The following is a 14,515-nucleotide window of genomic DNA, read 5'->3' on the forward strand; positions in this document are numbered from 1 at the left end:
GGGTCGGCCGGCTCACCAGGGCAATCGGGCGGTCAGCCCGCGCGGGCCTCGAGCAGCGCCGAGCCGAGCTCGCTGCGGAGGTAGAGCACGCTGCGTCCGTACCGGGTGCTCACGAGCAGGCCCGCGTCGCGGAGCACCCGGAGGTGCTGGTTCACGGCCGACGCCGTCACGCCGAGGCGCACGCCCAGCTCGGTCGACGACGCGGGGTCGCCGAGCGCGGCGAGCAGGCTCGCCCGGGTCTCGCCGAGCACGGCGGCGACGGCCGCGGGGTTCGCGACCCGCTCCGCCTCCCAGAGCGCGCCCTGGCCGCGGGCCGAGTACATGATCATCGGTGGCCCGTCGCCGACGGGCGCGGAGGCACGTCGCGTGAACATCGTCGGCACGAGCGTCAGGCCGTTGCCGTCGATCGCCTGCGTCCGGTCGTTCGGGTCGGCGAGCCGCACCGACACGACGCCGTGGTCGTACTCGATGCGCGACGAGAGGCCGTTGAGCATGCCGGCGACGCCCGCCTGCGCGATCTGGCGTCCGCGATACACGATGTCGGCCTCGAGCACGGCCCGCATGCGCGGCCAGTACGGCTCGAAGCACGTGTCCCAGAGCTGTCGCAGGGCACGGATGACGCGACGGAGCGCCGCGCTCGAGGACCCGGCGAACACCTCGGGCATGCGGCCGTGCACCGCCACGAGGTCGGCGCGGAACACGTCGGCCGGCGTCGCGGCGAGCGCCGCCAACTCGTCGTCGAGCCGGGTCAGCGGCGAGGTCGGACGCGGATTGAGGAAGTCGGGCGTCCACATGCGCTCGTCGATGAGTCCCATGAGCGTCGGCATGTCGAGGCGGGCCCGGGCCTCCTCGGTGCGGCGCAGCCATCCGAGCTGCAGCGGGAACCGCGCCGGCTCCTTGATCGCCCGCAAGGAGAGGCCGAGCTCGCACAGCGGCGAGAGGCCGAACCGCACGCTGCCGACGTCGTCCTCGGTCAACAGGTACCTCAACATGAAGCACTACGCTACATCGATTTCGGCCGCGGACCACGTCTGGGAGAACTGGATCCGTGAGTCCTGCCCCCGCCGCCTCGTCGCCCTCCCCCGACACCGACGCCGTCCCGATCATCGAGCCCGAGCTCCCGCTCGAGCCCGAGCTCGATGCGGCGGTCGCGACGGCCACGAACGGCCGGCGCCCCGGCCTCCTGCGCCGGCTCGCGGCATCCGTCGAGGACCCGGTGCTGCGCATCCTCGTCATCGCGACGCTCATCAGTCGCGTCGGTCGCGGGATCTTCCTCACCGTCACGGTGCTCTACTTCACGCTGATCGTCGGGCTCGCGCCGCACGAGGTCGCGATCGTGCTCGGCGCGGCGAGCGCGGCGGGCGTGCTGTCGTCGCTCGCCGGTGGCTGGCTCGCCGACCGCGTCAGCGCCCGGCGCCTGCTCATCGTGCTCTCGATCGTCGACGGCGTCGGCCTCATCTGCTACGTGTTCGCGCACGACTTCGCGAGCGCGCTCGTGATCGCCGTCGTCGTGGGCGCCGTCGAGCAGGCCGCGAACTCGACGCGCATGGCGATCATCGCCCGCGCGTTCGACGGCGGTCGCCGCGTGCACGCCCGCGCGGTGCTGCGCACCGTCACGAACGTCGCGATCGCGGTCGGGTCGGGCGTCGGCGCGCTCGCGCTGCTCGCCGGTACGGCGGACGCGTACCGATGGATCATCGTCGGCGCCGGCGTCATGTACCTCGCCGGCGTGACCCAGCTCGTGAAGCTGCCCCGGTCCGTGGACGCGCCGACGCACGTACCGAGCCCGGCGAGCGCGCCGACCGCGACCGCCGCCACTCCTGACACGACGGATGCCGCGGCCGACACCACGACCGCCGGTCCGACCGATGCCGCGCCTCGCCGCAGCCGCTTCGCCCACTCCCCCTGGCGCGATCCGCGCTACCTCGGGCTCACGGCGCTCAGCGCGATCTTCGGCATGCAGTTCGGCGTCGGGGAGGTCGGCGTGCCGCTGTGGATCGCGAACGACACCAACGCGCCCGAGGTGCTCGTGGCCGTCGTGCTCATCCTCAACACGGTCATCGTCGTCCTGTTCCAGGTGCCGCTCTCGCGCGGCACCCACGACCTGCGGCGCGCCGGGCGCGTGTCGGCGATCGCCGCGTGGCTCATGGCGGCCGCGTGCCTCGTCTACGCCGCCGCCGCGGGCCTGCCGGCCGGCTTCGCGATCGCCGTGATCGTGATCGCCGCGATCGCGCACGCCTTCGCCGAGGTGCTCTCGCAGGCGGGCGGCTGGGGCCTCAGCTTCGAACTGGCAGATCCGGTGCGCGCGGGCACCTACCAGGGCGTGTTCTCGATGGGCTATTCGCTCGGCGCCATGGTCGCGCCGCTCTTCGTGACGTCGACGGCGCTCACGTTCGGGCTCGGCGGATGGGCGATCCTCGGCGCGGTGTTCCTCGCCTCGGGCCTCGGCACCTGGGCGATCGCACGGGTCGCGGCCCGCACGTCAACGCCTGCCGCCTGACGGCGGGCTCGGCTAGGGTCGCCGCATGAGCGACGCGCCGTCGATCGTCTGGTTCCGCGACGACCTCCGGGTCGCCGACCATCCGGCCCTGCACGCCGCGATCGAGCGCGGCGCCCCGATGGTGTGCGTGTACGTGCTCGACGAGGAGTCACGCGGCATCCGGCCGCTCGGCGGGGCCGCCCGCTGGTGGCTGCACGGTTCGCTCACCGCGCTCGCGGACGCCCTCGACCAGCACAGCGGGCGGCTCGTGCTGCGGCGGGGACCGGCCGACCGCGTCATCCGTGCGCTCGTCGACGAGACCCGCGCCGGCGCCGTGTTCTGGAACCGCCGCTACGGCGGCCCCGAGCGCGACCTCGACGCGCGCCTGAAGCAGGCGTTGCGCGACGACGGCCTCGTCGTCGAGAGCTACGCGGCGAACCTGCTGTTCGAGCCGTGGACGATCCGCACCGCCCAGGGCACGCCGTTCTCGGTGTTCACGCCGTTCTGGCGCGCGTGCCGGTCGGCGCCCGAGCCGCGGCATCCGCTGCCGGCCCCCAACGGCGCCGACGCGATCACCCCGGCGGATGCCGCGACCGACGACCTCGACGACTGGGACCTGCTGCCCACGCACCCCGACTGGGCGGGCGGCCTCCGCGACGCGTGGACCCCCGGCGCCGACGCGGCGCACGCGCGCCTGCGGGACTTCCTCGATGACGACCTCGTCGACTACGCCGACGGTCGCGACGTGCCGTCGGAGGCAGCCACCTCGCGGCTCTCCCCGCACCTGCGCTGGGGCGAGCTGAGCCCCTACGAGGTGTGGCACGCGGTGCGCGAGCGGCGGTCGGACGGCGCGGGCGCCTCGCGTTTCCTCACCGAGCTGGGCTGGCGCGAGTTCGCCTGGCACGTGCTGTTCCACGCGCCCGATCTCGCGACCCGCAACTGGCGCGCCGAGTTCGACGCGTTCCCCTGGCCGCGCCTGCACCCGACCGCTCTGCGCGCCTGGGAGGAGGGGCGCACCGGCGTGCCGCTCGTCGACGCCGGCATGCGCGAGCTCTGGTCGACGGGCACGATGCACAACCGCGTGCGCATGGTCACGGCGTCGTTCCTCACGAAGAACCTGCTCGTCGACTGGCGCCGCGGCGAGCAGTGGTTCTGGGACACGCTCGTCGACGCCGACGCGGCCTCGAATCCGTTCAACTGGCAGTGGGTCGCCGGCTCGGGGGCGGATGCCGCGCCGTACTTCCGCGTCTTCAACCCCGAGCTGCAGGCGACGAAGTTCGACCCCGACGGCGTCTACGTGAAGCGCTGGGTGCCCGAGGCCGGCACCGACGAGTACCCCGAACCGATCGTGGACCTCAAGGAGACCCGGGAGGCGGCCCTCGCCGCGTACGAGCACGTGAAGGCCGCGCGCAGCTGACGGGTCGGCGGGCGCCGCGCGTCAGCCTGGGGTCAGAGCCGCTTCTCGAACCAGTGGTCGGCGTAGACCTCGTCGTTGAACGGCTCGACCTCGACGTAGCCCGACGACCGGTACATCGCGATCGCCTCGATGAGGCTCGCGTTCGTCTCGAGCGTGACGGATGCCGCGCCGTGATCACGCGCGGCCTGCTCGAGCGCGGCGAGGATGCGCCGGCCGACGCCCATGCCGCGCACGGCGTCGTCGACCCACATGCGCTTGATGTAGGCGGGCCGGCCGTCGTGGAACAGCACCGCGCCGCATCCGATCGCCCGACCGTGGAGCCGGGCGAGCACGAAGCCGCCCGTCGGCTCCTGGAACTCGTGCGTGTCGGGGTGGAGGCTGCGACCGGGCTCGAACCCTCCCGGGAAGCGCCTCGCGAGCTCGGCGTAGTAGGCGGCGAGGCATGCGCGGGCCTCGTGGGACGCGGCATCCGCAGGCTCGACCTCGACGAGACCGGCGTCGAGCAGCCGCGTGACGGTGGCCATGGCCTCGACGAGCCGAGCGCGCTGGCCCGCACCGAGGGGGGCGAGCACCGAGCGGGCGAGGTCGTCGCTGCGGCGGCCGAGCTCCGCGCGCTCGGCGCGACCCCGCGGGGTCGTGCGGATCGTGCGAACCCGTGAGTCGGCGGGCGAGCCCTCGACCGCGACGAGCCCCTCGCGCTCGAGCGAGCGCAGCAGGCGCGAGAGGTAGCCCGAGTCGAGGCCGAGCCGCTCGCGGATCGCGCGCACGTCGAGGCCGTCGTCGCCGGCCTCCCAGAGCACGCGCGACGCGCCGAGCGACCGGTCGCTGCCGAGGTAGTGGTCCTGCAGCGCGCCGACGCGGGTGGTGACCGCGCGATTGAAGGCACGCACGGTGTCGATCGCATCGCGGTCGCGGTCGGGTTCGTCACTGGCCGTCGCCATATTTCTGACCTTAGTCAGAGATTCTTCGCACGGCAATGCCGACGGATCGTCCCGGCGACTCATCCCAGCGGATGCTCCAGCACCCAGTCCTCCTCGAGCCGGTCGCCGAGTCGGAATCGCTTGCGCCCGACCTTCCCGAAGCCGTGCTTCTCGTAGAAGCGGATCGCGCGGGCGTTCTCCTCGTTCACGCCGAGCCAGACGGTCGACGCCGCGGCGGCGCCCGCCGCGTCGATCGTCGCCGTCATGAGCGGGCCGGCGACCGTGCCCGAGCCGTGCGCGACCGCGCGGGTGTAGAACTTGCTGAGCTCGATCGCCGGTCGAGCCGACACGGCCGCCGCGGCATCCGCGTCACCGGGCTCGCCCGACGCGCCGCCGATGAGCATCGAGTAGCCGACGAGGCGGCCGTCGGGTTCCTCCGCCACGAGCAGTGTGCGGTCCGCGTCCTCGAGCCACGCCGACAGTCGCTCGACCGTGAAGTGCTCGGCGATGAACTCGGCGATCGCATCGGGCGTCGTCGACGGCGGGCAGGCGAGCGGGAACGTCTCCGCGGCGAGCTCGGAGAGCGCCGCGGCATCCGCCCGCTCGGCGACGCGGATCGAGATGTCGGACATGGACACGGATTCTCGCAGAGGAGGCAGTGCGTCGAGGACATGTGACGCAACGCGCACGAAGCGGATGCCGCGGGGTCCCCGCCCGCGGCATCCGCTCGCCCGGTCGTCGAGTGGCGACCGCCGAAGGCGGACGCGTATCGAGACGCGTCTCGACTCACATGAACCGCGCGTACGCCCCCACCGTGAGGAACGTCGGGAACTCGGGCTCGAGCGCGACGCTGCGGAACACCGAGATGGCGTCGTCGAAGCGGTCGCCCTCGAAGCGCGGCAGCTCGGCGACGGCCGCCGCCATGATGCGCACGATCGAGGTCTGGTCGATGCGCGTGCCCTCGGCGGTGATCGTGTTGTCGTGCAGCCACTGCCAGACCTGCGAGCGCGAGATCTCGGCGGTCGCGGCGTCCTCCATCAGGTTGTCGATGGCGGCCGCGCCGGTGCCGCGCAGCCAGGACTCGATGTAGCGGATCGCGATCGAGATGTTGTCGTGCACGCCGGCCTCGGTGACCTCGCCGCCGATCGACGGGATGTCGAGCAGCTGCGCCGCCGTCACCTCGACGTCGTCGCGCCGGCGGTCGACTTGGTTCGGCCGGTCGCCGAGCACCGCGTCGAACTCCGCGCGCGCCGTCGGGATCAGGTCGGGGTGGGCCACCCAGGTGCCGTCGAAGCCGTCGCCGGCTTCGCGACGCTTGTCGGCGGCGACCGCGGCGAGCGCGCGCTCGGTCACCTCTGGGTCGCGGCGGTTCGGGATGAAGGCGCTCATGCCGCCGATGGCATGTGCCCCCCGCCTGTGGCAGGTCTGCACGAGCAGCTCGGTGTACGCCCGCATGAACGGCACGGTCATCGTGATCGAGCGACGATCGGGCATGACCCAGCGGCGGCCCCGCGAGCGGAACGTCTTCACGATCGAGAAGATGTAGTCCCAGCGGCCGGCGTTGAGGCCGGAGCAGTGGTCGCGCAGCTCGTAGAGGATCTCGTCCATCTGGAACGCGGCCTGGATCGTCTCGATCAGCACGGTCGCGCGGATGGTGCCCTGCGGGATGTCGAGCGCGTCCTGCGCGAACACGAAGATGTCGTTCCAGAGCTTCGCCTCGCGGTGCGACTCGAGCTTCGGCAGGTAGAAGTACGGTCCGCGACCGGCGGCGATGAGGGCCTTCGCGTTGTGGAAGACGTACAGCCCGAAGTCGACGAGCGAGCCCGAGGCGTGCATCGCGCGCCCCGCCCGGTCGTGGAACTTCAGGTGCTTCTCCACGAGGTGCCAGCCGCGCGGCCGCATCACGATCGTCGGCGTCTCCGCCGCGGTGACGCGGTACTCCCTGCCCTCGGGGCTCGTGTAGTCGAGGTTCCCGCGCAGGAAGTCGAACAGCGTCAGCTGGCCCTCGATGACGTTCGCCCAGGTGGGGCTCGTGGCATCCTCCTGGTCGGCGAGCCAGACCTTCGCGCCCGAGTTCAGCGCGTTGATCGCCATCTTGCGGTCGGTCGGACCGGTGATCTCGACACGACGGTCCTCGAGACCCGGGGCGGTGCCGGCGACGCGCCACGACGGGTCGTTCCGGATCCACTCGGTCTCGGGCAGGAACTTCGGGTCGCGGCCGTTCGCCGCGTCGACGCGGGTCTGCAGGCGCACGGCGAGCAGGTCGTGCCGGGTGTGCGCGAACCGGTCGTGCAGCTCCGCGAGGAAGCGCAGCGCTTCGGGCGTGAGGATCTCCTCGTAGCGCTCGCCGAGCGGCGCGGTCACCTCGATGCGGGGCTCCACGGTGCGGAAGCTGCCGGTGCTGCCGGCCGGCTGGGTCGCGAAGCGGGGGACGGATGCCGCGGCATCCGTTCGCTCGCGTTCGAGCGTCATGCTGGGCGTGGTGTTCATGGTCTTCTCCTTCAGGAGTCGGTCGACGACCGGACGGGTCAGTGGTTGAACTGCTCTTCCTCGGTCGATCCGACGAGGGCGAGGGTGGCGCTGGTGGGGTTCAGCGCCGTGGCGATCTGGTCGAAGTAGCCGGTGCCGACCTCGCGCTGGTGGCGCGTGGCGGTGTAGCCGGATGCCTCCGAGGCGAATTCCGCCTCCTGGAGCTCGACGTATGCGCTCATGTGCCGCTCGCTGTAGTCCTTGGCGAGCGTGAACATGGAGTGGTTGAGGGCGTGGAAGCCCGCGAGGGTGATGAACTGGAATGCGTAGCCCATCGACGCGAGCTCGCGCTGGAACGTCGCGATCTGGTCGTCGTCGAGGTGGCGCTTCCAGTTGAACGACGGCGAGCAGTTGTAGCTCAGGCGCTTGCCGGGGAACTTGGCGTGCACGGCCTCGGCGAACCGGCGGGCCAGGTCGAGGTCGGGCTCGGCCGACTCGACCCAGAGCAGGTCGGCGTACTCGGCGTAGGCGAGCCCGCGGGCGATGACGGGCTCGATGCCGTTCTGCACCTCGTAGAAGCCCTCCGCGGTCCGCTCGCCCGTCACGAACGGGCGGTCCCGCTCGTCGTGGTCGCTCGTGAGCAGGGTCGCGGCGAGCGCGTCGGTGCGGGCGATGATGATCGACGGGACCCCCGCGACATCCGCCGCAAGCCGCGCCGCGTTGATCGTGCGGATGTGCTGCGACGTCGGGACGAGCACCTTGCCGCCCATGTGGCCGCACTTCTTCTCGCTCGCGAGCTGGTCCTCCCAGTGCACGCCCGCGGCGCCCGCCTCGATCATCTGGTGCATGAGCTCGTAGGCGTTCAGCGGGCCGCCGAACCCGGCCTCGGCGTCGGCGACGATGGGGGCCATCCAGTCGCGCTCGCCGGTGCCCTGCTCGATCTGGCCGGCGCGCAGCAGCGCGTTGTTGATGCGGCGCACGACCGCCGGCACCGAGTTCGCCGGGTACAGCGACTGGTCGGGGTAGGTCTGCCCGCTGAGGTTCGCGTCCGCCGCGACCTGCCAGCCCGACAGGTAGATCGCCTTGAGGCCCGCGCGCACCTGCTGCACGGCCTGGTTGCCGGTGAGGGCGCCGAGCGCGGCCGACCACTGCGGGTCCTCCTGCGGGGCGAACGCGGTGCCGGTGTTCTGCTGGATGTCCTCCCAGAGCTTCTCGGCGCCGCGCCTGGCGAGCGTGCGCTCCTCGCGCACCGGGCCGCGCAGGGCGATGACGTCGTCGGCGGTGTAGTCGCGGCGGACGCCCTCCCAGCGCGGGTCAGCGTCCCACTCGAGCTGCAGCTCGGCCGCGGTCTGGGTCTGGTCGCCGGGGCGGTTCGTCGTTGCCATCGTGGTGCTCCTTCGGTGCAGCGTGCGGATGCTTCGGTGTTCCGTCGGGCGTCGTCTCCGGTGCCGTCCGGGGGTCTGTGCATCCATGCTGCGCCGGGCTCGAGGGGCCGGACCGACGATTCGGGGGGTGAACTTCCGCGCTTCTTCCGCGCCGCGGAAGAAGCGGCGCCCCAGGCGTGCTGACGGCGCGAAAGCCTCCCTAGGAGGCGTCGCCCGGGAGCACGAGGCCCGACTCGTAGGCGAGGACCACCGCCTGCACCCGGTCGCGCACCCCGAGCTTGGCGAGCAGGCGCGTGACGTGCGCCTTGACGGTCGCCTCGCTGAGGAAGAGCCGCTGCCCGACCTCCTGGTTCGAGAGGCCGCGGGCGATGAGCAGCCACACCTCGCGTTCGCGCGGCGTCAGGTCGGGCGCCGGGTCGGATGCCGCGCCGGGCGCGGGTGCGGCGAGGTAGCGCTCGATCAGTCGGCGGGTGAGCGCCGGCGCGAGGAGCGCCTCACCGCGAGCGACGGTGCGGACGCCGTCGACGAGCCGCTCAGGCGGTGCGTCCTTCAGCAGGAAGCCCGACGCGCCGGCCTCGAGGGCGCGGTAGACGTACTCGTCGAGGTCGAAGGTGGTGAGCACGAGCACGCGCGGGGCATCCGCGGTCGCGGCGATGCGGGCCGTCGCCTCGATGCCGTCCATGCCGGGCATGCGGATGTCCATGAGCACGACGTCGGGGCGCAGCATCCGTGCCGCTTCGACGGCGGCGGCCCCGTCGGCGGCCTCGCCGACCACCTCGAGGTCGGCCGCCTCGAGGAGGCCCACGACGCCCGAGCGCACCAGCGCGTGGTCGTCGGCCACGAGCACGCGGGGCGCTCGTCCCGCACCGGTCGGCGCCCCGCCGTCGCCGGGCGGAGTCACGACGACCCCGCAGGCAGCTCGGCGTGCACGCGCCATCCGCCGTCATCGGTGGGGCCGGCGTCGAGCGTGCCGCCGTACACCCGCACGCGCTCGCCCATGCCGGGCAGGCCGCGGCCACTTCCGCGGACGTCGCCGGCGGCGCCCGAGGCGGGCGGGCCGTTCACCACCTCGACCGTGACGGCGCGGTCGCCTCGCTCGACGCGCACCGACACGTCGGCGCCCGGTGCGTGCTTGCGCACGTTCGTGAGCGACTCCTGCACGAGGCGATACACGGCGAGCCCGAGCCCGTCGGGGACGCCTGCGACCTCGTCGCCGACCTCGAGCCGGCACGGATGCCCCGCCGCCACCGTCTCGGCGACGAGGTCGGCGAGTCCCGACACCCCGGGCTGCGGTGCGTAGGCCGCGCCGTCCTCGCGCAGCACGCCGAGCAGGTGCCGCATCTCGTCGAGGGCCTCCTGCGCGGTGCGGCGGGTGAGCTGGAGATGTCGCCGCGAACGCTCGACGTCCCTGTCGAGGAACTGCTCGGCAGCGCCCGCCTGCAGCGCGACGATCGACAGGGCGTGCGCGACGATGTCGTGCAGCTCGCGCGCGATGCGGGTGCGCTCGGAGGCCACCGCATCGGCGGCGAGCCGGTCGGAACTGTCGCGCGTCCGCTGCAGCGTGAGTGCGCGATGCCGCACGAGACGACCCGCAGCCCACGTCGCGCCCACGAAGAACACGAGGAACACGGTTCCGGCGGTCTCGATGCCGGGCGAGCCGAAGTACCCGAGCACGTGCGCGGCGAGCATCGCCGCGATCGGCACGAGTCCGAGCATCGCACCGAGCCACCACGCGGCGATGCGCTCTGCCACAGTGAAGGTCGCGACGAGCAGGCTCGGGAACGGGTTGAACGTGGCATCCGCGCCCGCGATCGCCGCGTGCAGCGTCAGGGCGGCCGCGACGACGAGCATCACGAGGGCGGGGAACCGCCGCCGCACGACGAGCGGCGCCGAGATCGCGAGCGCGAACCCGAACTGCCCCATGGGGTTCGTCGACGGCACGAGCAGCGCCTCGAGCGACGCCCAGAGTGCGATGCCGCCCGCGATCGCGAGGTCGAGCGGCGAAGTCCATGACCGCCAGTCGCGCAGGAGACCGAGGATGCCCCGGGCGCCGCGACCGCGCCCCGTCGTGCGGGTGGGGGCATCGCGCGTTCGCGCGGAAGCGGTCTCCTGGGTCGGCACGGTCCGATGCTACGTGGGCGCGCACCTCGGGCGACAGCGACGAAGGTCGACATCCGCACCGCCCGAGGTCGACGTCGGATGCCGCCGCGAGGCGCCTGCGGTCGAGCCGCGCGTCGCGGCATCCGTCGACCCGCGGCCGATGTCGCGGCCGGCGGCCGGTCCGTACGTTCGCAGTGCCGGCCGAGATGGACCGGCTCCACCGACCAGGAAGGCTCCGCCATGGCTCCCGCCACCCTCGACTCCGCCGTCGTCTCCCGCACGGCAGACGCATCGCCCGTCTCGTTCCCCCGCGACGGCCGCCTCATCGGCCGCGTGAGCGCCCGGCTGACGGGCATCGCGGCGCTCACCGCCGGCGGCCTGTCGGTCGTCATCGGCGTGCTGCAGTTCCTCTTCCCGCAGGACGAGGACCCGGCCATCGACCCGCGCACGCGGGTGATCCTCGCGATGTTCACCGTGAGCCTCTGGGCGTTCGCGGTGCTGTTCCTCGGCCTCGCCAGGTACGCCCGGTCGAGCTGGGGCGCGGTCGTCGCCGCGACCGGGACCGTGCTGCTCACGGTCGGCACCATCACGAGCGCGGTCAACGGCGTCGACCTCGAGTTCTTCCCGATCGTCGCGATGCTCGCCAACGCCCTCTGGCTCGTCGGCGCGATCGCGCTCTGCGTCTCGCTGGTGCGCGCCCGCCGGGTGAGCCTGTGGCTCGCGCTCCCGATCCCGTTCCTGCAGCTTCCGCTGCTGTTCCTCTCGCAGGTCGGCGGAGGCGTGCCGGCGGGCATCTTCCTCCTCGTGCTCGGGGGCGTCGTGCTCGCGGGCGGCCTCGAGGGTCGCGCCCGTCGCCTCGCGCGCCGCTGACCGAGTTCCGTGCCGACTGCACGACGCCTGCGACGGCACCATCCCCCGGGGTGGCGCCGTCGCGGTTCGCGCCGCGGGCGTAGCGTGAGCGGATGGCGCGGATGCACGACGACGAGGTGACGACGGATGCCGCGCTCGTCGCGCGTCTCGTCGCCGCGCAGTTCCCCGAATGGGCGGGGCTTCCCGTCACGCCCGTCGAGCCGTGGGGCACCGACAACGCGATCTACCGGCTCGGCGACGAGCTGTCGGTGCGGATGCCGCGCATCCACTGGGCGGTCGCGCCGCTCGAGCGCGAGTTCGCGTGGCTCCCGCGCATCGCGCCGTCGCTGCCGGTCGAGGTGCCCGTGCCCCTGGCGTTCGCCGCCCCCGTGGAGGAGTGGGCGTGGCCGTGGACCGTGTGCCGCTGGGTGGAGGGACGGCATCCGTCGACCGAGGGCGGGCCGTACGACGACGAGCAGCTCGCGCGCGACCTCGCCGCGTTCGTCCGGGCCATGCGTGCGCTCGACCCGGCCGGCGCACCGACGACGGCGTGGCCGCGCCCGCTGCACGAGGAGGACGAGCTCGTGCGCACGAACCTCGAGCTGCTCGCCGACGAGCTCGGTCCCGTGCACGACGACGTGGTCGCGGTCTGGGACCAGGCCCTCACCGCACCGCAGCTCGAGGGACCGCCCGTCTGGATCCACGGCGACCTCTCGCCGAGCAACCTGCTCCTGCGCGACGGACGCCTCACGGGCGTGCTCGACTTCAGCGCGATGGGCCTCGGCGACCCCGCGAGCGACCACCGCGTCGCGTGGAACCTCCTGCCGCCGGCGGCGCGTGCCGTATTCCGCGCGGAGGTCGGTGCCGACGACGCGACGTGGGCGCGCGCACGTGGCTGGGTCCTGCTGCAGGCGCTGGCGCAGCTGCCGTACTACGCCGAGCGCAATCCGCCGCTGGCCGCGAACGCGCGGCACGTCATCGCGGAGCTCGTGGCCGAGCGCGCCTCGGACTGAGGCGCGGAACCTCAGGCTGCGCCGTACCTTGCAGTTCCACATGCATTGCGGTTCTATGTACCTAGCAGCTCAAGGTATCCCCGAGTCGCGGCAGGAGCATCGGATGCGCATCGGCAAGGACCTCGTGGCGGCCGCCGCCACCCCCGTGGTGCTCGGCATCCTCGCCGAGGGCGAGTCCTACGGATACGCGATCCTGCAGCGGGTCACCGAGCTCTCCGGCGGCGAGCTCGAATGGAGCGACGGGATGCTCTATCCCCTGCTCCACCGGCTCGAGCGGCTCGGACACGTCGAGTCCGAGTGGCGCCATTCGTCGGCAGGACGACCGCGCAAGCACTACCGGCTCAGCGCCCAGGGGGCCGCCGCGCTCGCCGAGCAGCGCAAGCAGTGGTCGGTCGTCGGCGGCGTGCTCGACAAGGTCTGGCCCGACGGCGCCGACGGTGAGCGCCGCTCGCGACTCGCGCCTCGGCTCGCCCTGGGGACGGAGTGAGGCGATGACCATCGGACAGGGCCCCGGACTCGACGAGCTGATCGCCTCGTGGCGCCAGTGGATGGCGCGACGCGACGTGCTGACCCCTTCGGACATCGACGAGCTCGAGTCGCACCTCCGCGACCGCATCGACGGGCTCGCCGATGCCGGGCTCACCGACGACGAGGCGTTCCTCATCGCGGTCAAGCGCCTCGGCAGCATCGACGCGCTGTCGCACGAGTACGCCGCCGAGCACTCCGAGCGACTCTGGAAGCAACTCGTGCTGCACGACGCGCCGGGCCCCGAAGGCACGGATGCCGCGGCCGCCACGATCCCGTTCCACCGACGCGCGAACGGGCTCCCCGTCGCCCTCGCGCTCGGCGTCGGCGCCGGCCTGGCCGTGAAGGTCGCGGACCTCCTGATCGATGATCCCGCCGTGGTCGCCCGCAACGCCGCGGTGCTCGTCCTGCCGTTCCTCGCGGCCTGGTTCGCCTGGCGTCGCCGGCCCCCGGCCGCCGCCGTATGGGCCGTCGCCGGCGCCTTCGTGGTCGCGGCCATCGCGCTCAACGCATACCCGTTCGTCCCCGAGGCATCCACCGCGATGCTCGCGGCGGCGGGCTCGCTCGTCGCCCTCTGGCTCATGACGGGGGTCGTGGAGGCGCGCGGCGCCTGGCGGAGCGACACCGCCCGCATGGACTTCCTGCGGTTCAGCGGCGAGTGGGCGGTCTACTACCTCCTCATCGCCCTCGTCGGCGGTGCGCTCAGCGCGCTCACCATCGCCGTGTTCGCCTCGATCCAGGTGGACGTGGTGCCGTTCGTCGAGGAGTGGGTGCTGCCGTGCGGCGCGGCGGGCGCGGTCCTCGTCGCTGCGTGGCTCGTCGGGGCGAAGCAGCGGGTCATCGAGAACATCGCGCCGGTGCTCACCAAGGTGTTCACCCCGCTGTTCACGCTGATGATGCTCGCGCTCATCGTCGCGGCGGTGCTGCAGTGGAACCTCGTCGACGCCAGCCGCGACCTCCTCATCGCGTTCGACCTCGTGCTCGTGGTGGTCGTCGCCCTGCTCGTCTACGCGATCTCGGCGCGCGACCCGGCGCTCCCGCCGGGGTGGTTCGACCGGCTGCAGGTGCTCATGCTCGCGAGCGCCCTCGTCGTGGACGTGATCGTGCTCATCGCGATGATCGCCCGCACCGGGGAGTTCGGCTTCACGGCGAACAAGACCGCGTCGCTCCTGCTGAACCTCATCCTCCTGGCGAACCTGGCCTGGGCCGCGTGGCTGCAGGTCGGGTTCGTGCAGCGGACCGTGGCGTTCGGGCGGCTCGAGCGGTGGCAGACCGGCTACCTCCCGATCTACCTCGCCTGGGCGGCGGTCATCGTGCTGATCTTCCCGCCGGTGTTCGGATTCGCCTGATCGGACGCG

The 14,515-nt window shown here is 72.8% G+C and carries 13 protein-coding genes; 6 read left to right on the forward strand and 7 right to left on the reverse strand.

All coding sequences use genetic code 11. The features are described from left to right. Positions 1–32 precede the first annotated feature (32 nt). Entirely contained in the window at positions 33–992 is a 960-nt protein-coding gene (locus FYC51_RS04765; protein ID WP_148732496.1) for an ArsR/SmtB family transcription factor, read from the reverse strand. Positions 993–1,048: 56 nt separating this feature from the next. On the opposite strand from FYC51_RS04765, the gene FYC51_RS04770 reads away from it, so the two are divergent. Next, positions 1,049–2,500: an MFS transporter gene (locus tag FYC51_RS04770; protein ID WP_238476216.1), complete on the forward strand. Its 1,452-nt coding sequence runs from the start codon at positions 1,049–1,051 to the stop codon at positions 2,498–2,500. A 25-nt stretch (positions 2,501–2,525) separates the two neighbouring features. Then, positions 2,526–3,896: a cryptochrome/photolyase family protein gene (locus FYC51_RS04775; protein WP_148732497.1), complete on the forward strand. Its 1,371-nt coding sequence runs from the start codon at positions 2,526–2,528 to the stop codon at positions 3,894–3,896. Between the two features lie 32 nt (positions 3,897–3,928). Here FYC51_RS04775 and FYC51_RS04780 read toward each other — a convergent pair whose 3' ends face one another. The 6 genes from FYC51_RS04780 to FYC51_RS04805 form a co-directional block, all read right to left on the reverse strand. Continuing rightward, positions 3,929–4,837 carry a bifunctional helix-turn-helix transcriptional regulator/GNAT family N-acetyltransferase gene (locus tag FYC51_RS04780; RefSeq protein ID WP_148732498.1) on the reverse strand — a complete coding sequence of 303 codons (909 nt, stop codon included), beginning with the start codon at positions 4,835–4,837 and terminating at the stop codon, positions 3,929–3,931. A 59-nt stretch (positions 4,838–4,896) separates the two neighbouring features. Continuing rightward, positions 4,897–5,448 (reverse strand): GNAT family N-acetyltransferase, encoded by a 552-nt coding sequence (locus tag FYC51_RS04785; RefSeq protein WP_148732499.1) that lies wholly within the window; start codon positions 5,446–5,448, stop codon positions 4,897–4,899. Between the two features lie 154 nt (positions 5,449–5,602). Then, positions 5,603–7,306, reverse strand: a complete 1,704-nt coding sequence (aceB, locus tag FYC51_RS04790; RefSeq protein WP_238476217.1) for a malate synthase A — start codon at positions 7,304–7,306, stop codon at positions 5,603–5,605. A gap of 38 nt (positions 7,307–7,344) precedes the next feature. After that, positions 7,345–8,670 carry an isocitrate lyase gene (gene aceA / locus FYC51_RS04795; protein ID WP_148732500.1) on the reverse strand — a complete coding sequence of 442 codons (1,326 nt, stop codon included), beginning with the start codon at positions 8,668–8,670 and terminating at the stop codon, positions 7,345–7,347. Between the two features lie 199 nt (positions 8,671–8,869). Then, on the reverse strand, positions 8,870–9,517 hold the full coding sequence (locus tag FYC51_RS04800; RefSeq protein WP_238476218.1) for a response regulator: 648 nt from the start codon (positions 9,515–9,517) through the stop codon (positions 8,870–8,872). Between the two features lie 50 nt (positions 9,518–9,567). After that, complete coding sequence (locus tag FYC51_RS04805; RefSeq protein ID WP_148732502.1) at positions 9,568–10,791, reverse strand: sensor histidine kinase; 1,224 nt, start codon at positions 10,789–10,791, stop codon at positions 9,568–9,570. A 219-nt stretch (positions 10,792–11,010) separates the two neighbouring features. On the opposite strand from FYC51_RS04805, the gene FYC51_RS04810 reads away from it, so the two are divergent. From FYC51_RS04810 to FYC51_RS04825, 4 genes are all read left to right on the forward strand, one after another. Beyond that, positions 11,011–11,640, forward strand: coding sequence for a hypothetical protein (locus tag FYC51_RS04810; RefSeq protein ID WP_148732503.1), 630 nt, complete (start codon positions 11,011–11,013; stop codon positions 11,638–11,640). Positions 11,641–11,732: 92 nt separating this feature from the next. Continuing rightward, complete coding sequence (locus tag FYC51_RS04815; RefSeq protein ID WP_222863202.1) at positions 11,733–12,632, forward strand: aminoglycoside phosphotransferase family protein; 900 nt, start codon at positions 11,733–11,735, stop codon at positions 12,630–12,632. Positions 12,633–12,735: 103 nt separating this feature from the next. Further along, entirely contained in the window at positions 12,736–13,119 is a 384-nt protein-coding gene (locus tag FYC51_RS04820; protein WP_148732504.1) for a PadR family transcriptional regulator, read from the forward strand. A 4-nt stretch (positions 13,120–13,123) separates the two neighbouring features. Beyond that, complete coding sequence (locus tag FYC51_RS04825; protein ID WP_148732505.1) at positions 13,124–14,506, forward strand: permease prefix domain 1-containing protein; 1,383 nt, start codon at positions 13,124–13,126, stop codon at positions 14,504–14,506. Positions 14,507–14,515 lie beyond the last annotated feature (9 nt).

This window comes from Agromyces mariniharenae, assembly GCF_008122505.1.
In the GTDB taxonomy this organism is placed as follows: domain Bacteria; phylum Actinomycetota; class Actinomycetes; order Actinomycetales; family Microbacteriaceae; genus Agromyces; species Agromyces mariniharenae.